This window comes from Nocardioides luteus, from assembly GCF_014648595.1.
In the GTDB taxonomy this organism is placed as follows: Bacteria; Actinomycetota; Actinomycetes; order Propionibacteriales; family Nocardioidaceae; genus Nocardioides; species Nocardioides luteus.
In genome coordinates, this window is the sequence record NZ_BMRK01000001.1 from 480,348 (window position 1) to 498,123 (window position 17,776).

Genomic DNA, 17,776 nt, shown 5'->3' on the forward strand with positions numbered 1-17,776 from the left:
ATCACCTCCTCAGCCCCATGCCACAGGAAGACGACTGTCCTCGTCGAACATTCTAGGACTCCGGGGCGCCGATCGACCCTCCCAAATAGGTGAGCGTGAGGGGCCGCGGCGGTGGCAGCATGGCCGTCATGGACGTGACGACGTTGCAGGCCTATTGCCTCGCCAAACCAGGGGCCTGGGCGGACAACCCCTGGGACCACGAGCACCCGGTGATCAAGGTCGGACCGGGCGAGCGCGGGAAGATCTTCGCCTTCCTCGGAGCCGCCAAGGTGGGTCTGAAGTGCGGCCCGTCGCGCGACGTCGCCGACGAGTGGCTGCTGCGCTACCCGGACGATGCGACGGTCACCGGCTACATCGGGCGGTCGGGCTGGAACGACCTCGCCTGGGGCGGGGAGATCCCCGACGAGGAGATCCTCGAGGCGGTCGACGAGTCGTACGCGACGGTCGTCGCCAAGCTGCCGAAGAAGATCCGTCCGCACGGCTGGGCCGGATAGCGCGTGGCGCGCCCGGGCAGGCCCGGGCTTGAATGCGGCTGGATCGTGAGGAATGGTGGAGCGGGTACTCCGAACCCAACCACGGAAGATCTCGACATGCTTCAGCTGACCGAGAACGCCACCACGATCGTCCGCTCCATCGCGGAGCAGTCCCAGGGCGCCGGCCTCCGGCTCGCCTCCAACACAGAACCCGATGGTGCTATGAGCGCCGCACTGGTCCCGAACGCCGAGGCGGACGACCAGATCGTCGAGCAGGAGGGTGCGCGGGTCTTCCTCGACCAGGCCGCTGCCGCCGAGCTCGACGACAAGGTCCTCGACGCAGGTATGGACGCCTCCGGCAACGTGCAGTTCGGGATCTCGCAGCAGGCTTGATCCGACTCGACGCCGGGTGTGCCGCAGTGGCGGCGCACCCGGCGTTCGTCATTTCCCGCCGACGGCCGCGCCGTCACGGCGTAGGGTCGCGGACATGAGCACTCCCGGCGCGCCTGCGTGGCTCCACATGTTCCTCGACCTCCCGCGCGAGCGGTGGGAGGAGGCGGTCGAGTTCTGGTCGGCGGCGACCGGATGGGCCCTCTCGCACCCACGCGGCGAGAACGGGCAGTTCATCACCCTCGAGCCGCAGTGCGGTGACGCCTGGTTGCGTCTGCAGGCGATCGACGGCGAACAACCTCGGATTCACATCGACCTCGACGCACCGGACCGTGAGGGCGCGGTCGCACGGTCGATGGCGCTCGGAGCCACTCCGGCGTGGACGTACGACGGCGTGCCGGTCATGCGCTCCCCCGGCGGTCTGCTCTTCTGCCACACCGTCGGGGACGACGCCGCGCCCAGCTTCGCCCGCTCGGAGCCTGAACGGGTCCTGGACCAGGTGTGCATCGACATCCCGCGCTCCCGCTGGGAGGCGGAGGTCGCCTTCTGGACCGCGCTCACCGGACGCGAGCTCGACCAGACCAGGTCGCCCGAGTTCGTACGCCTGGCCGAGCCTGACCCGCACGGTGGCCTGCGGATCCTGCTGCAGCTCCTCGAGGGGGATCACGGCGAGGTGCGCGCACATCCCGACTTCGCGGTCGCCCACCGGGACGCCGAGACCCGGCGTCAGGTGGCGCTCGGCGCCGAGTCCCTCGACGTCACCGAGGGCTGGACGGTGATGCGGGCTCCGTACGGACAGATCTACTGCCTCACCGATCGGGACCCGCTGACCGGCAAGGTGTCCTAGCCTGGAGAGGTGCGGCTGGCCTCGTTCAACGTCGAGAACCTCTTCGCGCGGCCCAAGGCGATGGACGCCGAGGTCGCCGACGCCGAGACGCGCCGCACGGTCCTCGCCGCGCACGCTCGTGTCTCCACGCTGCTCGCCCAGACGAGCTATGCGGGCGAGGAGCAGGAGATCCTCGACAACCTCGAGAAGCTCGGCCTGCTGAAGAGCGACGAGGGCGCCTACGCCAGGTTGCGGAAGATGCGCGGCGCGCTGCTGAAGCGGCCGCGGTCGGGTCCAGTGCAGCTCGTCGCCGAGGGGCGCAACGACTGGGTCGGCTTCGTCGAGCTCAAGACCACAGCCGTCGACGAGGTCGCCACCGAGAACACGGCGCGCGTCTTCGCTGAGCTGCGGGCGGAGGTCGCGGTGGTCGTCGAGGCCGACGACCGTCCCGGGCTGCACCTGTTCTCGCAGACGCTGCTGCCCGAGGTCGGTGCCGAGGCGTACGAGCAGGTGATGGTCGTGGAGGGCAACGACGCGCGCGGCATCGACGTCGGCGTGATGGTCGGCGACGGCTACCGCCTGGCGCAGATGCGCACCCACATCTTCGACCGCGACGAGGAGGGCGTGATCTTCTCCCGCGACTGCTGCGAGTACCACCTCGAGACCCCCGGCGGCACCTCGGTCGTGGTACTCGCCAACCACTTCAAGTCCAAGGGCTACTCGGAGAAGAACGACCCGCAGGGCGCCAAGCGGCGGACCCGGCAGGCCACCCGGGTGGCGGAGATCTACCGCGGGCTGCTGGAGGAGGGCGTCGAGCACATCTGCATCGCCGGCGACCTCAACGACTCCCCGTCCAGCGAGTCGCTCGAGCCGCTGCTCTCGGTCGACGGTCTCCTCGACGCCAGCGCCCACGAGCACTGGGACTGGAACCACCGCCGCGGGACGTACGGTTCCGGCAACGAGGACGACAAGATCGACTACCTGCTCCTCTCCCCCGCGCTGCGCGCGAAGCAGACCGGTGGCGGCGTCTTCCGCAAGGGCGTGTGGCACGGGCCGCGCACCAAGGACCCGTGGGACCTGTTCCCGACGCTGACCGCCGAGCAGCACGCCGCGTCCGACCACGCCTGTCTCTACGCCGACTTCACCGATCTTTGACCTGAACGCTGATCCGACGGCGACAGCGACCCGAGCCGGCTCTCTGAGGCGGGCGGTTTCCTAAGAAGGTGCCGCCCATCCTGAAGATGCGCTGAGGGACGCCGCTCAGGCGGTGGCACGGCGCTCGGACTGTGGCACGCTGGCCGCGTGAACGAGGTTGGGTACGTCATCGGCCTGGTCGCGGTCTCCGCGGCCGTGCTGGCGCTCGGGGTGTGGTTCGTGCGGCGCGAGATCCGCGACGAGGTCTCCCCCGCGCTCGTGCTGTGGACCGGCTACGCGGTCGTCGCGGCCTTCGTCGTCTTCGGGGTCGTCCGCACGTCGTGGGTGGTGCTCTCATGAGGACGAGTTTTCTCAACGAGCACAGCCTGGGCTGGCTCGGTCTCGCCGGCCGCCTCTACCTCGGCTTCGTGTTCCTCACCGCCGGCATCGCCAAGCTCCCCGAGCCGACGATCACCGAGCAGGCCGTGCGCAGCTACCAGCTGCTGCCGTGGCAGATCGCCCCTGCGTACGCACTGGCGCTGCCGATCGCAGAGATCGTCCTCGGCGGGTTGCTGATCCTCGGGCTCTTCACCCGCTCCGCGGCGACCGCGACCGCGCTCGGCATGGCCTCCTTCATCGTCGGCATCACCTCGGCGTGGGCGCGCGGGCTCAACATCGACTGCGGCTGCTTCGGCGGTGGCGGCGCCTCGGCCGACCCGAGCTATCTCGCCGACACCATCCGCGACCTCGGCTGGCTGGCGATCGCCGTCTACCTGATCGTCGTTCGCCGCACCAAGCTCGCCCTCGACGACCTGCTGTTCCGCCGGGACGCTGCCCTGGACGACTACAGCGAGAGCTCGAAGAAGACCGAGTTGGGGTCGAGCACGTAGCTCCCGAACGGCGGGCGCTCGGTGAAGCCGTTGCCCGCGTAGAGCCGGCGCGCAGGCGCGTAGAAGTCCTCGGTGCCGGTCTCCAGGAGCACCCGACGGCCGCCACGCGACCTGGCCTCGTCCAGCAGGTGGCGCAGCAGCCTGGTCGCGACACCGCGGCCACGGGCGGCGGCCGTGGTGCGCATCGACTTGAGCTCGAAGTCCCCGCCGTCGAGGCGCTTCAGAGCGCCGCAGCCGACCAGCTCGGTCTCCTCCCAAGCCGACCAGAAGGCGATCTCGGGCACCCGTAGCGCCTCGAGATCGAGTGCGTGCACCGACTCGGCCGGCGTCACCGCGTACATGTCCTCCAGATGCTCCTCCAAGAGCCGGACCACCTCGGGCCGGGTCAGGTCGTCGAGCTCGAAACGCAGCGTCACGGCGGGAGATTAACCGAACCCTCCCCTGTCGTGGCTGTCCGGGGCGACGAGGCTGGTGCAGTATCGCGGCACGCAACCAGGCTGTGCGATAGTGCCACGCTCCGATGCGCGAGGCGACTGTCGACGCCGCCCGGGCCAGGGGTCTGAGGAGCGCAGATGCGGCGGGCTCCCCTACCATCTGCGCATGCTCTCTCGTGCGCTCCCGGCCGCTGCCGCCGCTGCCCTGCTCCTGACGCTCTCCGCCTGTGGGTCTGATGACTCCCAGGCGGAGAGCGACGGTCCGAAGTCGAGCGAGTCCAGCGACTGGAAGTCGATCGTGAAGCCCGGCACGACGAAGTGCGACTACGCCGAGGACCCGACCGGCGCATCCAAGGAGGTCGACGCTCCGCAGGAGACCGCGCAGTACACCGGCAAGGTCGCGGCGACGATCAACACCTCGGCCGGCCCGCTCGGCGTGACGCTCGACGCCGACAAGGCGCCCTGCACCGTCAACTCGTTCCTCTCGCTGTCCTCGCAGGACTACTACGACGGCACCAGCTGCCACCGCCTCGGCGCCAATCCCGGCTTCGAGCTGCTCCAGTGCGGCGACCCGACCGGCCAGGGCACCGGCGGCCCGGGATACACGATCCCCGACGAGTTCAAGGACAGCGACACCTTCCCCGCCGGCACCCTCGCGATGGCGAACACCGGCCAGCCCAACTCCGGCGGCAGTCAGTTCTTCATGGTCTTCGGCGACACCCAGCTGCCGCCGTCCTACACCGTCTTCGGCACCCTCGACGAGGCCGGCATCAAGACGCTCCAGAAGGTCGGCGAGGCCGGCGTCGCGGAGGCGGGCCCCGACGGCACCGGAGCCCCCAAGAAGCCGGTGAAGTTCGAGACCGTCACCGTCGGCTGATCCGTCAGGCGCGACGGCGAGGGGGCTCGCGGCGTAGGACCTTCGGGAGGTACGCGGCCCCGGAGCTCTGCTCCGCGGCGGCGTCGTTCGGGTTGGAGATGCCGCAGCGCTGCAGGGAGAGGCAGCCGCAGCCGATGCAGGAGTCGAGGTTGTCGCGCAGCCGCTCCAGAGCGTGGATCTGCTCCTCGAGGCGACGGCGCCAGTGGCGCGACATCCGCGCCCAGTCGGCCTTGGTGGGAGTGCGGTCCCCCGGCAGACAGTCGAGCTCGGCCTTGATCTCCTCCAGCGAGAGGCCGACGTTCGCCGCCGCCCGGATGAAGGCGAGGCGGCGCAGCACGCTCCGCTCGAACGTACGCTGTCCCCCGCTCGACCGCTCGGCCCGGATCAGCCCCTGGCTCTCGTAGTAGCGCACGGCCGAGGCCGCGTAGCCGCTGCGGCGGGTCACCTCGCCCATCGTGAGCAGGTCGTGCTTGTTCATCGCAACCTTTTCCGGCAGAGCCCTTGATCTCAAGTTCACTTTAGGTTGAATGCTAGCGGCCATGAACAGATCACACAACGAAGTAGCCGTCATCACCGGTGGTTCCGCCGGCCTCGGGCTCGCCCTGGCCGAGTCGCTCCTGGAGCGCGGGTGGAGCGTCGTCACCGACGCCCGCGACCCCGACCGCCTCCATGCCGCCTTCCCGGACCACCCACGGGTGACCAGCCTGGCCGGCGACGTACGCGACCCCGAGCACCAGGACGCCATCGGGGCCGCCGTCGCGCGGCACGGTCGTCTCGACCTCCTCGTTCACAACGCCAGCGAGCTGGGCCCGATGCTCCCGCTGGCCGAGGTGCCCGAGCCGCTCTTCACGAGCGTGCTGGAGACCAACCTGCTCGCCCCTCTCTCACTGACCCAGCGGCTCCTCCCCTATCTGATCGCCTCGCGCGGCATCCTCCTCGGCATCTCCAGCGACGCCGCGGTCGAGCACTACCCCACCTGGGGCACCTACGCGGCCAGCAAGGCCGCGCTCGACCACCTGATCCTGACCCTCGGCGAGGAGAACGGCGTGCGTGCCTACGCCGTCGACCCCGGCGACATGCGCACCGCTATGCACCAGGCCGCGTTCCCCGGTGAGGACATCTCCGACCGGCCGCTGCCGGAATCGGTCATTCCGCACCTTCTCGAGCTGCTCTCCGGAGTGCAGCCGACCGGGCGCTACCGCGCCGCCGACCTCGCGCCCGTAGGAGCGAACCGATGACGATGCTCGCCGAACGGCCCACCACGACCTTTCCCGCCCCTGACGACACGACAGCTCCGGCCCCCTCGGACTGGCGCGGGCTCGAGCGCGACGGGGTGCGGCTGCTCCTCGCCTCCCCCGGCGAGGTGCGGCTGCTCCTCGCCTCCCCCGGCGGCGTACGCCATGCTCGCTTCCGCGACCTCGCCGACCACCTCTCCCCCGGAGACATGGTCGTGGTCAACGACTCGGTGACCGAGGCGCGCCAGCTCGATGCCGACATGGTCGGCCGCGGCCGGGTGGTGCTCCATCTCGCGCAGCGGCTCGACGAGGGCTGGGCGGTCGAGATCCGCTCGGCCCCCGACGCCTCGCGCTCGGTGCTCGATGCCAACGAAGGCGACGTCGTCGTCACCGGGGGTCTCCGGGTCACGCTGCTGGAGCCCTACCCCGGCGGCCGGCCGTCCTCCCCCACCGGCGAGGGCAACCGGCTCTGGCGCGCCGAGGTCACCGGCGACGTGATCGCCGAGCTCGCGCACGCGGGCCGGCCCATCGCGTACGGCTATCTGGACCGGCGCTACCCGCTCTCGGCCTACCAGACCGTCTTCGGCCATCGCGCCGGGAGCGCCGAGATGCCCTCGGCGGCGCGGCCGTTCACCCATCCGCTCGTCACCGAGCTGGTCACGCGCGGCATCCAGATCGCGCCGATCACGCTCCACACCGGTGTCTCCTCCCAGGAGGCCGGTGAGGCGCCCGGCGCGGAGTGGTTCGAGGTCTCCGAGACGACCGCACGGCTGGTGGAGCAGACCAGGTACGCCGGTGGCCGCGTCGTCGCCACCGGCACCACCGTCACCCGGGCCCTGGAGTCCGCGGTCGTCCCGGCGACCGGTGCGGTGAAGGCTTCGAGCGGCTGGACCGACCGGGTGATCACGCCCGCCAACCCGCCATACGTCGTCAACGGGCTGATCACCGGCTGGCACGACCCGCAGGCCAGTCACCTGCTGCTCGTCGAGGCGGTCGCCGGAGCCGAGCTCACCCAGGCGGCCTACGACGCAGCCGTCGCGCAGGGCTACCTGTGGCACGAGTTCGGCGACTCCGCCCTCCTGCTCCCCTGAGGGCGCCGGCTAGGACAGGGCGCCCTCGCCGTAGCCGACCGGGGTGCCGACGGCGACGGTGCGGCCGACGGTGCACAGCCGGGTCTCGGACTTCTTGATAGCGTCCGGGAGCACCTTGCGTGCACCGTCGCCGGCCTCCCCCTCGGGGAAGGTGATGTCGAAGGTGACCGAGATGTCGACGAGCCGGTTGCCCTGCTCGTCGCGGATCTTGGTCGCTGCGGCGAGGGCCTCGAAGGTCTCCATCGGGGACCGTTTGCCGGTGATGAAGTCGACGTCGATGGCGCTGCAGCCGGCGAGCGCGGCCAGGAGCAGCTCGACCGGGGTGAAGTCGGAGTCTTCGCCGTGGCCGATGTCGATGGTGCCCCCACGTACGTTGGTCGCCCGGAAGCGATGCTCGCCGGCCTTCTCCAGGGAAACCGAACGCAGGTCTGCGGCAGAGTCAGTCATGAGCACAGAGTGCCACCTGCCCGTTAGCCTGTGCGACGTGAGCACCCAGAGCCTTCCCCTGCGCCGCGACGAGGCGGCCGCCCGAGCCGGTCTGCTGAGCATCGAGGACTACGACGTACGTCTCGACCTGGCCTCCAGCGAGGAGACCTACCAGTCGGTGACGACCATCCGGTTCACCTCCCGGGGAGGCCCGACGTTCGTCGACCTGAAGCCGGTCTCGGTGGAGCGGATCACCCTCAACGGCAGCCCGGTCGATCCGGCGACCCTGGCCAAGGGCCGTCTCCCGATCGACACCCAGGAGGGCGTCAACGAGCTGGTCGTGGAGGCGACGATGCCGTTCCGCAACGACGGTGAGGGGCTCCACCGCAGCGTCGACCCGGCCGACGGCAAGGCCTACGTCTACGGGATGTGCTTCATGGACGCCGCCCCGACGATCTTCGCCTGCTTTGACCAGCCCGACCTCAAGGCCCCCTACACGTTCCACGTCACCGCTCCGGAGGACTGGACGGTCATCGGCAACGCCCCGGGCACGCAGACGGCGCCCGGTGTGTGGGAGCTCGAGCGGAGCCAGCCGCTCTCGACGTACTTCGTCACGCTCGTGGCCGGGCCGTGGCACATGATCCACGACGAGCACGACGGGATCCCGCTGTCGCTGAGCTCGCGGCAGAGCATCGCCGCCGACCTCGACAAGGACGCCGAGGAGATCTTCACCCTCACCAAGCAGTGCTTCGACGAGTTCCACCGGCTCTTCGGCATCCGCTACCCGTTCGGCAGCTACCACCAGGCGTTCGTGCCGGAGTTCAACGCAGGCGCGATGGAGAACCCGGGCTGCGTGACCTTCCGTGACCCGCTCGTCTTCACCTCGCGGGTCACGCGTGGCATGCGCATCCAGCGCGCCACCACGATCGCCCACGAGATGGCCCACCAGTGGTTCGGCGACCTGGTCACCCCGCAGTGGTGGGACGACCTGTGGCTCAACGAGTCCTTCGCGGAGTACATGGGCAACCGGGTGACCGCCGAGGTGACGGAGTACGCCGACGCCTGGGCCGACGTCTCCTACGCCCGCCGTCAGTGGGGTCTGACCGCCGACCAGCGCGGCTCGACCCACTCGGTCGCCGGCAACGGGGCCGAGGACGCGGTCTCCGCGCTGCAGAACTTCGACGGGATCTCCTACACCAAGGGGTCGGCGATCCTGCGCCAGCTGGCCGCCTCGCTCGGCGACGACGTCTTCTTCGCCGGGGCGATCGACCACTTCACCAAGCACCGCTTCGGCAATGCCACGATGCACGACCTGTTCGGCTCCTGGGCCTCCGCCGCGGCCGAGGCGGGTGTCGACTTCGACCTCGACGCGTTCACCTCGCAGTGGCTGCTCACTGCCGGCCCGGACACGCTGTCGTGGGACCCGGCCAAGATGGTCATCAACCGCACCACCCCGACCAAGCACCCCGCCGACCGCTCCCACACCTTCCGCGCCGCGGTCCTCAACGGCACCCGCTGGAGCACCGAGGAGATCACGGTCAGCAGCGACCAGACGCCGTTCCAGGTCGCCGCCAACGCCGTCGTGCTCGACCCCTACGACGACACCTGGGCCTCCGCCATCCCCGACTGGGAGACCGTGCAGGCGCTGAAGGGGGCGATCGCCGCAATCACCGACGGCGGCCTGCGCGCGGGCGTGTGGAACAACCTGCGCAGCGCCTGGTTCAACGCCGCGATCGACCCGGCCGACGTCGTGGACATCGCCGAGGCGTCGCTGCCGATCGAGGACCTCGAGGACACCCCTCGGCGCACCATGCCCTGGCTCTTCGGCTCCGTCGTGCCGCTGGCGCCCGCGGGGTCGCTCGAACGGCTCCACCAGGCGGCCCTGCGCAAGCTCGACGAGGTCGCCCCCGGCTCCGAGCTGCAGCTGTCGGCCTACCGCACGGCAATCCGCTCGGCCACCTCGGAGTCGCGGCTGCGCGGTTGGCTGGAGTCTCCGCCCGACGGCATCGAGACCGACCTCGACCTGCGCTGGCGTGTGCTCGGCAAGCTCGCCGAGCACGGCTTCGCCACCCGGGAGGAGCTGCAGGCCGCCTACGACGCCGAGCCCGCCAACGACGCGCGCATCCACCTCAACGGCGCTCTGGTCAGCATCCCCGACGCCGAGGCCAAGGCCTACGGCTGGTCGGTGTTCACCGGCGAGACCGATCTGCCCAACTACGACATCCTGGCCGCCGGCCGGGCCTTCTGGACGGGACCTGCCGAGCTCACCGAGGGCTATGTCGAGCGCTACTTCGCCGAGCTGCCCGCCACCGCCGAGAAGCGCTCGGGCTGGAGCCTCGCCGAGGCCGCCGAGGCGTTCTTCCCGGCCGGGTCGGTGACCGAGGCGACGGTCGCTGCCGCACGGGCGGTCGTCGAGCAGGATCTGGACCCGGGCGTGCGTCGCCGGGTCTCCGACGCCGCCGACAACCTGCAGCGCCACCTGGCGATCAAGCTCACCTATCCGCGCGGTTAACGGCACAGCGTCCCGTCTCCTCGGACGCTACTGGGGCTCGACCCGCTGCGCTCGCTCGACCTCCTCGCGTTGCGTCCCGCGCGGGTCGCAGGCTCGGATGTCCGTGCTGACCGATAGTTTTCGGCTATGCGGATCCTGCACACCTCCGACTGGCACTTGGGCCGGTCCTTCCACCGGGAGGGCATGCTCGAGCACCAGGCGGCGTACGTGGATCATCTGCTGTCCGTGGTGGAGCAGGAGTCCGTCGACGTGGTGTGCGTCTCCGGCGACATCTACGACCGGGCGCTGCCGCAGGTCGACGCGGTGCGGCTGGCCTCCGAGGCGCTGGCCCGGCTGGCCGCATCCCGAGCCAAGGTCGTCATCACCAGCGGCAACCACGACTCCGCCCAGCGGCTGGGCTTCGGGTCGCAGCTCATCGACGCCGCCGGCATCTTCATCCGCACCGACCTGGCCGGTGTCGGCCGGCCGGTGCTGCTCCCCGACGACCACGGCGAGGTCGCCTTCTACGGCCTGCCCTACCTCGACCCCGACGCCGCTCGCGGCTCGTGGGGACTGGAGTCGCGCTCCCACCAGGCCGCGCTCGGTGAGGCGATGCGCCGGGTCGGCGCCGACCTCGGCCGCCGGGGCGGGCGCAGCGTCGTGATGGCCCACGCCTTCGTCACCGGCGCGGAGCCCTCCGACTCCGAGCGCGACATCTCGGTCGGTGGCGTCTCGATGGTGCCCGCCAGCCTCTTCGAGGACGTCTCCTACGCCGCGCTCGGCCACCTCCACGGCCGTCACACGATCACCGAGACGGTGCGCTACAGCGGCTCCCCGCTGGCCTACTCCTTCTCCGAGGTGAACCAGGTCAAGGGCTCCTGGCTGGTCGACCTGGACGAGTCCGGCTACGTGGCGAGCGAGTTCGTCGAGGCGCCGGTGCCGCGCCGGCTGGCGAAGCTGCGCGGCACGCTCGAGGAGCTGCTCGGCGACGCCCGCCACGAGGCCCACGAGAGCTCCTGGCTGCAGATCACCCTGACCGACCGGATCCGCCCGGCGCAGGCCATGGAGCGGCTCCGCCGGCGCTTCCCGCACACCCTCGTGCTCGGTTTCGAGTCGACCGCACCGGTCCTGGGGGCGCTCTCTCGGCCGGACGTCTCCCAGCCGCGGCGTGACATCGACCTGGTCACCGAGTTCGTCTCCGAGCTGCGCGGCGAGCCCGCGGCCAAGGCCGAGCTGGCGCTGCTGCAGAGCGCTGTCGACGCCTGCTGCGAGGACCCCGACGTCGACACCCTCGACTCGCGCGCCGGCGGCGCCGAGGAAGAGGAATGGCTCGAGGTGCTCTTCTGATGCGTCTCCACCACCTGGAGGTGACCGCGTTCGGCCCCTTCACCGGCACCGTCTCGGTCGACTTCGACGAGCTCTCCCAGGCAGGTCTCTTCCTGCTCTCGGGGGCGACCGGCGCCGGCAAGACCAGCGTGCTCGACGCGGTCTGCTTCGCGCTCTACGGCGACGTTCCCGGTGACCGCTCGGTCGCCAAGCGGCTGCGCAGCGACCGCGCGCCCGTAGAGGTCGCCACCCGGGTCGTCCTGGAGGCGACGCTGGCCCAACGGCGCTTCCGCATCACCCGCTCCCCCTCCTGGGAGCGGCCCAAGCGGCGCGGCTCCGGCACCACCACCCAGCAGGCCTCGGTCGTGCTCATGGAGCTGGTCGAGGACGAGTGGCGCACCCTCACCACACGTCTCGACGAGGCCGGCCACCTGGTCTCCGACCTGCTCGGCATGACGCTGACCCAGTTCGTGCAGGTCGCGATGCTCCCCCAGGGCCGCTTCCAGGCCTTCCTCCGCTCCTCGGCCGAGGAGCGCAAGCGGCTGCTCGAAAGGCTCTTCCGCACCGAGCGCTTCGCCGACGTCGAGCGCTGGCTCCGCGAGCGTCGCGTCGAGCTGCGGCGACGCTCGGAGGAGCTCAACGCCGATGTCGCCGAGGTGGTCAGCCGGATCAGCGAGACCGCCGCCGTCACCCTTCCCGACGACTGGGACGTCCACGACCTCGGTCTTCCTGCCGGCGACGGCACCATCGCCTCCTGGGCGCGCACCCTGGTCGAGGAGGCCACCGAGGCCCAGGCGGTCACCTCCGGCGCCGCGATGGAGGCCCTCGCCGCCGAGTCGGAGACCCTCACCGCCCTCGACGCCGCCCGGGCGATGGCCGAGAAGCAGCGCGACCTGCGTGCCGCTGCCGCCGCGGAGAGCCGCCTGCTGGCCACGGCCGCCGAGCACGAGGAGCGGGTACGCCGCGTCGAGGCCGCCCAGCGCGCCGAGGCGGTCGCCGGGGTCAGCGAGCTCGCCGACCAGGCGCGCCGCGAGCACCAGCGAGCGGCCTCGCTCGCGCCGAGCGATCTGACCGTGGGCGAGGCGAAGGCCGCCGTCGAGAAGATCTCGGCGCGCCTGGCCCACGCGCGCGCCCTCGAGCCGGTGCAGCGCAGGCTCGACGAGGTCGCCCGCGAGCTCACCGCCACCGCCGCCCAGCGCGACCGCGTGCTCACCCAGACCCGGGAGCAGTCGCGGCTCACCGAGGAGCTGCCGCAGCGTACGAAGGCGCTCGGAGAGCAGCTCGCCGCCGCCACGGAGGCCGCCGCGGCGATCCCGGTGCTGCGCGCGCAGGTCGCCGCCGTCCACGAGGTCCGTCGTCTCACCGCAGAGCTGGTCGAGGCTCGGGCCAGGCACGAAGCGGCCAGGACAGCAGCCATGGAGGCGCGCACTCACCACCTCGATGTGCGCCAGGCGCGGCTGGATGGCATCGCAGCGGAACTCGCCGGCGATCTGGCCGTTGGGGCGGACTGCCCGGTGTGTGGCTCTCACGACCACCCGCGCAAGGCCTCACCTGCCGACGGCGCCCCTGACGCAGCTGCTGAGAAGAAGGCGGAGAAGGCCTACGACGACGCCAGCGCCGAAGAGCATCTTCGCGACCAGCACGTGCGCGACCTCGCCACCCGGCTCCAGATCGCCCAGGAGGCTGCCGGCGAGACCGACGAGCCGGCCGAGGTGCTCGCCGAGCGGCTGGCCGGCCTGGAGCGCACCGCCTCCGGCGAGGCGAGCCTGCGTGCCGAGCTCTCCGCCGCGGAGGAGAGCCAGGAACGCTCGGCGTCGCTGCGGACCGAGCTGGAGACCCGCGCCGCCGAGCTCGAGACGACCGTGCGTCACCTCACCGAGGAGCGCGAGCGCCTCGAGGAGCAGCTGCGTGATGTACGCGCCGACCACCCGGGTCTCGCCGCCCTGCTCTCCACCCTCGAGCGCGAGCACCGCGCGGCCACCACCGATCTCGAACGCCTCGAGACGGTCGCCCGCGCCGCCGAAGCGCTCACCGGCGCCGAGCGCACCCTCACCGCCACCGCGACCCGCGCCGGGTTCGACAGCCCCGAGAGCGCGCTCGCCGCGGCTCTCCCGCCGGAGCAGATCGCCGCCCTGAACCGGCAGATCAAGACGTACGCCGACAGCCTGGCCGCCGCCCGCGCCACCCTGGACTCCCCCGGCGCGGCCGAGATCCTCGCCACCGACGAGCCCGACCTGCAGGCGCTCGCCGGCGCGCACCGCAAGGCCGCCGACGCTGCCGACGCCGCCCGCTCCGCGGCCGACACCGCCGCCACCCGGGCCGCTCGTCTCGACTCGCTCCACCGAGACCTGACCACCGCCCTCGCCGTGTGGGCGCCGGTCCGTGACGACCTCGAGGTCGCGGTCCGCGTCGCCTCGTTCGCGGAGGGCAAGAGCAGCGACAACCAGCTCCACATGAGCCTGTCCGCCTACGTCGTCGCCTACCGTCTCACCCAGGTCGTCGCCGCCGCCAACGAGCGGCTGGCGAAGATGAGCGACCAGCGCTACGCCCTGGAGCACTCCGCCGCCAAGGGCGCCGGCGACCGCCGCGGCGGCCTGGCGCTCCTGGTCCGCGACGACTGGTCCGGCGAGTCACGCGACCCGGCCACCCTCTCCGGCGGTGAGACCTTCGTCGTCTCCCTCGCCCTCGCGCTGGGCCTGGCCGACGTGATCATGAACGAGGCCGGCGGCCAGATGCTCGACACCCTCTTCGTCGACGAGGGCTTCGGCTCCCTCGACGCCGACACCCTCGACGACGTACTCGACGTCCTCGACACCCTCCGCGAAGGCGGCCGCATCATCGGCGTGGTCAGCCACGTCACCGAGATGCGCGAGCGCATCCCCACCCAGCTCTCTGTCACCAAGGGCCGCGAGGGCTCCACCCTGAAGGTCCTCGGCGTCTAGCCGAGGCGTCACCCCCGCAGGCCGAGCCGTCACCCCGGACGGCCGAGGCGTCACGTACGCAGGCCGAGACGTCACGTACGCAGGCCGAGAAGTCACCGCCGTGCCATCTCGGACGACGTAAGTGACGTCTCGGCCTGCAGAACTGACGCCTCGGCCGACGTGAGTGCCTACTCGGCGAAGGACTCCACCGGCGGGCAGGAGCAGACCAGATTACGGTCGCCGTAGGTGTTGTCGATGCGGGCGACGGGCGGCCAGTACTTGTCGGGGTCGATGCCGCGCGGGAAGACGGCCTCCTCACGGGAGTAGGCACGGTCCCAGTCGCCGACGAGGGCGCGCGAGGTGTGCGGGGCGCCGCGCAGGACCGAGGTCTCGGCGGTCCACTCGCCGGAGGCGACCCGGTCGATCTCGCCCTTGATGGCGATCATCGCGTCGATGAACCGGTCGAGCTCGGCGAGGTCCTCGGACTCGGTGGGCTCGACCATGAGCGTGCCGGCCACCGGGAAGGACATCGTCGGGGCGTGGAAGCCGTAGTCGATGAGCCGCTTGGCGACGTCGTCGACGGTGACGCCGGTCGCCTTGGTCATCGGCCGCAGGTCGAGGATGCACTCGTGGGCGACCAGACCGGTCTCACCGCGGTAGAGCACCGGGAAGTGCTCGTTGAGACGAGCCGCCACGTAGTTGGCCGACAGCACCGCCGCCGACGTCGCCCGGGTCAGCCCCTCCGCACCCATCAGCCGGATGTAGGCCCACGAGATCGGCAGGATGCCGGCGGAGCCGTACGGAGCCGCCGAGATCGCGCCGATGCCGGAGCGCTTCGCGTCGTCGGGGTGCAGCGAGTGGGAGGGCAGGTAGGGGGCGAGGTGGGAGCGGACCGCGACCGGGCCGACACCGGGGCCGCCGCCACCGTGCGGGATGCAGAAGGTCTTGTGGAGGTTGAGGTGCGAGACGTCGCCACCGAACTCGCCGGGCTTGGCGTAGCCCAGGAGCGCGTTGAAGTTGGCGCCGTCGATGTAGACCTGACCGCCGGCCGCGTGCACGAGCTCGCAGACCTCGGTGATGCCCTCCTCGTAGACGCCGTGCGTCGAGGGGTAGGTGACCATGATCGCGGCGACGTTCTCACCGTGCTGGTCGAGCTTGGCGCGCAGGTCGGCGAGGTCGACGGTGCCGTCCTCGGCCGACTTCACCACCGCGACCTTCATCCCGGCCATCGCCGCGGAGGCGGCGTTGGTGCCGTGAGCCGAGGAAGGCATCAAGCAGATGTTGCGGTGGCCCTGGCCCTGCGCCTCGAGGTAGCCACGGATCGCCATCAGACCGGCGAACTCGCCCTGCGAGCCGGCGTTGGGCTGGATCGAGACCTCGTCGTAGCCGGTGACCTCGGCCAGCCATCCCTCGAGCTCCCCGACGAGCCGCTTGTAGCCGGCAGCGTCCTCGGCGGGCACGAACGGGTGCAGATCGGCGAAGCCGGGCAGCGAGATCGGCTCCATCTCGGTGGTCGCGTTGAGCTTCATCGTGCACGACCCGAGCGGGATCATGCCCTTGTCGAGCGCGTAGTCTCGCGAGGAGAGCTTGTGCAGGTAGCGCAGCATCTGGGTCTCGCTGTGATGCGCGTTGAAGACCTCGTGGGTGAGGTAGTCGGTGGTGCGCAGCAGGCCGTCGGGCAGCGCGTTGGCCGTGGTGCGGTCGATCTCCTCCAGGTCCATGCCCGAGACGCCGAACGCGCTGAGCACCGCCGACAGAGTCGAGCGGGTGGTCGCCTCCGAGGTGGAGATGCCGACGGTGTCCTCGTCGACGAGCCGCAGGTGTACGCCGAGGCGACGCGCCGCGGTGACGACGTCGGCCGCACGGCCCGGCACGGTCACACCCAGCGTGTCGAAGAAGGTCTCCGAGACCAGGGAGTGGCCGGCTGCCTTCAGCGCGGCGGCCAGGACGGCGGCGTAGCGGTGGGTGCGGGTGCCGATCGACTTCAGGCCGGCGGGGCCGTGGTAGACGGCGTACATCGAGGCGCCGACGGCCAGCAGCACCTGGGCGGTGCAGATGTTGGAGGTCGCCTTCTCACGGCGGATGTGCTGCTCGCGGGTCTGCAGCGCGAGCCGGTACGCCGGGCGCCCCTCGGCGTCCACGGAGACGCCGACGAGGCGACCGGGCAGGTGACGCTCGATCCCCTGGTGGACCGCCATGTAGCCGGCGTGCGGGCCACCGTAGAAGAGCGGGATGCCGAAGCGCTGGGTCGAGCCGACCACGACGTCGGCACCGAGCGTGCCGGGCGCCTCCAAAACGGTCAGGGAGAGCAGGTCGGCGGCGACCACGGCGAGCGCGCCCCGCTCGTGAGCGGCGTCGACGACCGGCTTCAGGTCGGGCACCCGGCCGGACGCGCCGGGATACTGCACCAGCACGCCGATCAGATCACCCTCGGGCAGACCCTGGGACAGATCGGCCACGACGACCTCGAGGCCCATCGCCTCGGCGCGGACCTTGACGACCTCGATCGACTGCGGCAGCGCGTCGGCGTCGATGACGAACGGGCCCGAGCCCTTGCGGTTGGCCCGGTGCACCAGCGCCAGCGCCTCGGCCGCGGCGGTGCCCTCGTCCAGGAGCGAGGAGTTGGCCACCGGCAGGCCGGTCAGGTCACCGACCATGGTCTGGAAGTTGAGCAACGCCTCGAGCCGACCCTGGGAGATCTCCGGCTGGTAGGGCGTGTAGGCGGTGTACCAGCTCGGGTCCTCGAGCACGTTGCGGCGGATCACCGGGGGCGTCACGGTCGCGTGGTAGCCCAGCCCGATCATCGCCTCACCGGGCTTGTTCGAGGCCGCGATCTCACGCGCCAGCGACGCGACCTGCGCCTCGCTCAGCGCTGCCGGCAGGTCCAGGGACTCGACCGAGCGGATGCCAGCCGGCACCGCGGCCTCCATCATCGCGGCGATCGAGTCGTACCCGAGCCGCGACATCATCGTCGCCTCGTCGGCGGCCGAGAGTCCGACGTGGCGCTCCACGAACGGAGAGGCGGCGTCGAGCTCGGACAGGGTGGGCGTGTCGGACACTGTGGCTCCTGGGGCATGAGGACAACTCGTACGCCCTCCCCCTCTGTCACGCGCACGCTTCAGAGTTGCCTGCTCCGCACAGTCGTGGGTGCCTGAGAGTTTCCGGGGAGGAATTGCCCCTTCGGCGCCCCAGCGCGTGGGGCTCTCCCGTGCGGGATGGTCAGCACCACCAGCATAAACGACAGGGCCTCGCGGACCCGCAG

Annotated in this window: 16 protein-coding genes and 1 riboswitch; of the genes, 12 read left to right on the plus strand and 4 right to left on the minus strand. The window is 71.1% G+C overall.

Going from position 1 to position 17,776, the window contains the following annotated elements:
- The first annotated feature begins 128 nt into the window (after positions 1–128).
- The 6 genes from IEY81_RS02350 (at position 129) to IEY81_RS02375 (ending at position 3,713) form a co-directional block, all read left to right on the plus strand.
- Complete coding sequence (locus IEY81_RS02350; protein ID WP_189116805.1) at positions 129–494, plus strand: MmcQ/YjbR family DNA-binding protein; 366 nt, start codon at positions 129–131, stop codon at positions 492–494.
- Positions 495–590: 96 nt separating this feature from the next.
- Positions 591–866 (plus strand): Fe-S cluster assembly protein HesB, encoded by a 276-nt coding sequence (locus tag IEY81_RS02355; protein ID WP_189116806.1) that lies wholly within the window; start codon positions 591–593, stop codon positions 864–866.
- Positions 867–960: 94 nt separating this feature from the next.
- Positions 961–1,710 carry a VOC family protein gene (locus IEY81_RS02360; RefSeq protein WP_189116807.1) on the plus strand — a complete coding sequence of 250 codons (750 nt, stop codon included), beginning with the start codon at positions 961–963 and terminating at the stop codon, positions 1,708–1,710.
- 9 nt (positions 1,711–1,719) lie between these two features.
- Positions 1,720–2,844, plus strand: a complete 1,125-nt coding sequence (locus IEY81_RS02365) for an endonuclease/exonuclease/phosphatase family protein (protein ID WP_189116808.1) — start codon at positions 1,720–1,722, stop codon at positions 2,842–2,844.
- A gap of 147 nt (positions 2,845–2,991) precedes the next feature.
- Entirely contained in the window at positions 2,992–3,183 is a 192-nt protein-coding gene (locus IEY81_RS02370; RefSeq protein ID WP_189116809.1) for a hypothetical protein, read from the plus strand.
- Positions 3,180–3,713 carry a MauE/DoxX family redox-associated membrane protein gene (locus tag IEY81_RS02375; protein ID WP_189116810.1) on the plus strand — a complete coding sequence of 178 codons (534 nt, stop codon included), beginning with the start codon at positions 3,180–3,182 and terminating at the stop codon, positions 3,711–3,713. The genes IEY81_RS02370 and IEY81_RS02375 overlap by 4 nt, the downstream gene beginning before the upstream one ends.
- Here the strand turns inward: IEY81_RS02375 and IEY81_RS02380 are convergent.
- Entirely contained in the window at positions 3,668–4,129 is a 462-nt protein-coding gene (locus IEY81_RS02380) for a GNAT family N-acetyltransferase (protein ID WP_229787220.1), read from the minus strand. The two genes, IEY81_RS02375 and IEY81_RS02380, sit on opposite strands and share 46 nt — an antisense overlap.
- A 184-nt stretch (positions 4,130–4,313) precedes the next feature.
- On the opposite strand from IEY81_RS02380, the gene IEY81_RS02385 reads away from it, so the two are divergent.
- Positions 4,314–5,024, plus strand: coding sequence for a peptidylprolyl isomerase (locus tag IEY81_RS02385; protein WP_189116811.1), 711 nt, complete (start codon positions 4,314–4,316; stop codon positions 5,022–5,024).
- 4 nt (positions 5,025–5,028) lie between these two features.
- Here IEY81_RS02385 and soxR read toward each other — a convergent pair whose 3' ends face one another.
- On the minus strand, positions 5,029–5,502 hold the full coding sequence (gene soxR / locus IEY81_RS02390) for a redox-sensitive transcriptional activator SoxR (RefSeq protein ID WP_189116812.1): 474 nt from the start codon (positions 5,500–5,502) through the stop codon (positions 5,029–5,031).
- 61 nt (positions 5,503–5,563) lie between these two features.
- Here soxR and IEY81_RS02395 point away from each other — a divergent pair, with 61 nt between their 5' ends.
- The gene (locus IEY81_RS02395; protein WP_189116813.1) at positions 5,564–6,262 is read left to right on the plus strand and encodes an SDR family oxidoreductase; all 699 of its coding nucleotides are present in this window, start codon (positions 5,564–5,566) and stop codon (positions 6,260–6,262) included.
- Entirely contained in the window at positions 6,259–7,350 is a 1,092-nt protein-coding gene (locus IEY81_RS02400) for an S-adenosylmethionine:tRNA ribosyltransferase-isomerase (RefSeq protein ID WP_189116814.1), read from the plus strand. The genes IEY81_RS02395 and IEY81_RS02400 overlap by 4 nt, the downstream gene beginning before the upstream one ends.
- Before the next feature lie 9 nt (positions 7,351–7,359).
- On the opposite strand, the gene IEY81_RS02405 is transcribed toward IEY81_RS02400, so the two are convergent.
- Complete coding sequence (locus IEY81_RS02405; protein WP_189116815.1) at positions 7,360–7,797, minus strand: OsmC family protein; 438 nt, start codon at positions 7,795–7,797, stop codon at positions 7,360–7,362.
- A gap of 37 nt (positions 7,798–7,834) precedes the next feature.
- Here IEY81_RS02405 and pepN point away from each other — a divergent pair, with 37 nt between their 5' ends.
- From pepN to IEY81_RS02420, 3 genes are all read left to right on the plus strand, one after another.
- Positions 7,835–10,288 (plus strand): aminopeptidase N, encoded by a 2,454-nt coding sequence (gene pepN / locus IEY81_RS02410; protein WP_189116816.1) that lies wholly within the window; start codon positions 7,835–7,837, stop codon positions 10,286–10,288.
- A 126-nt stretch (positions 10,289–10,414) separates the two neighbouring features.
- The gene (locus IEY81_RS02415) at positions 10,415–11,614 is read left to right on the plus strand and encodes an exonuclease SbcCD subunit D (RefSeq protein WP_189116817.1); all 1,200 of its coding nucleotides are present in this window, start codon (positions 10,415–10,417) and stop codon (positions 11,612–11,614) included.
- Positions 11,614–14,535, plus strand: a complete 2,922-nt coding sequence (locus IEY81_RS02420) for an AAA family ATPase (protein WP_189116818.1) — start codon at positions 11,614–11,616, stop codon at positions 14,533–14,535. The genes IEY81_RS02415 and IEY81_RS02420 overlap by 1 nt, the downstream gene beginning before the upstream one ends.
- A 167-nt stretch (positions 14,536–14,702) precedes the next feature.
- Here the strand turns inward: IEY81_RS02420 and gcvP are convergent, their stop codons facing one another.
- Positions 14,703–17,573 carry an aminomethyl-transferring glycine dehydrogenase gene (gene gcvP / locus IEY81_RS02425; protein ID WP_189116819.1) on the minus strand — a complete coding sequence of 957 codons (2,871 nt, stop codon included), beginning with the start codon at positions 17,571–17,573 and terminating at the stop codon, positions 14,703–14,705.
- Positions 17,574–17,642: 69 nt separating this feature from the next.
- A riboswitch (glycine riboswitch) is annotated at positions 17,643–17,733 on the minus strand.
- Positions 17,734–17,776 lie beyond the last annotated feature (43 nt).

What these genes read in the sequence shown, in the direction of transcription:
- IEY81_RS02350 (WP_189116805.1), top strand. Translation starts at nt 129, where the DNA reads ATGGACGTGACGACGTTGCAGGCCTATTGCCTCGCCAAACCAGGGGCC.
- IEY81_RS02355 (WP_189116806.1), top strand. Translation starts at nt 591, where the DNA reads ATGCTTCAGCTGACCGAGAACGCCACCACGATCGTCCGCTCCATCGCG.
- IEY81_RS02360 (WP_189116807.1), top strand. Translation starts at nt 961, where the DNA reads ATGAGCACTCCCGGCGCGCCTGCGTGGCTCCACATGTTCCTCGACCTC.
- IEY81_RS02375 (WP_189116810.1), top strand. Translation starts at nt 3,180, where the DNA reads ATGAGGACGAGTTTTCTCAACGAGCACAGCCTGGGCTGGCTCGGTCTC.
- IEY81_RS02385 (WP_189116811.1), top strand. Translation starts at nt 4,314, where the DNA reads ATGCTCTCTCGTGCGCTCCCGGCCGCTGCCGCCGCTGCCCTGCTCCTG.
- soxR (WP_189116812.1), bottom strand. Translation starts at nt 5,502, where the DNA reads ATGAACAAGCACGACCTGCTCACGATGGGCGAGGTGACCCGCCGCAGC.
- IEY81_RS02395 (WP_189116813.1), top strand. Translation starts at nt 5,564, where the DNA reads ATGAACAGATCACACAACGAAGTAGCCGTCATCACCGGTGGTTCCGCC.
- IEY81_RS02400 (WP_189116814.1), top strand. Translation starts at nt 6,259, where the DNA reads ATGACGATGCTCGCCGAACGGCCCACCACGACCTTTCCCGCCCCTGAC.
- IEY81_RS02405 (WP_189116815.1), bottom strand. Translation starts at nt 7,797, where the DNA reads ATGACTGACTCTGCCGCAGACCTGCGTTCGGTTTCCCTGGAGAAGGCC.
- IEY81_RS02415 (WP_189116817.1), top strand. Translation starts at nt 10,415, where the DNA reads ATGCGGATCCTGCACACCTCCGACTGGCACTTGGGCCGGTCCTTCCAC.
- IEY81_RS02420 (WP_189116818.1), top strand. Translation starts at nt 11,614, where the DNA reads ATGCGTCTCCACCACCTGGAGGTGACCGCGTTCGGCCCCTTCACCGGC.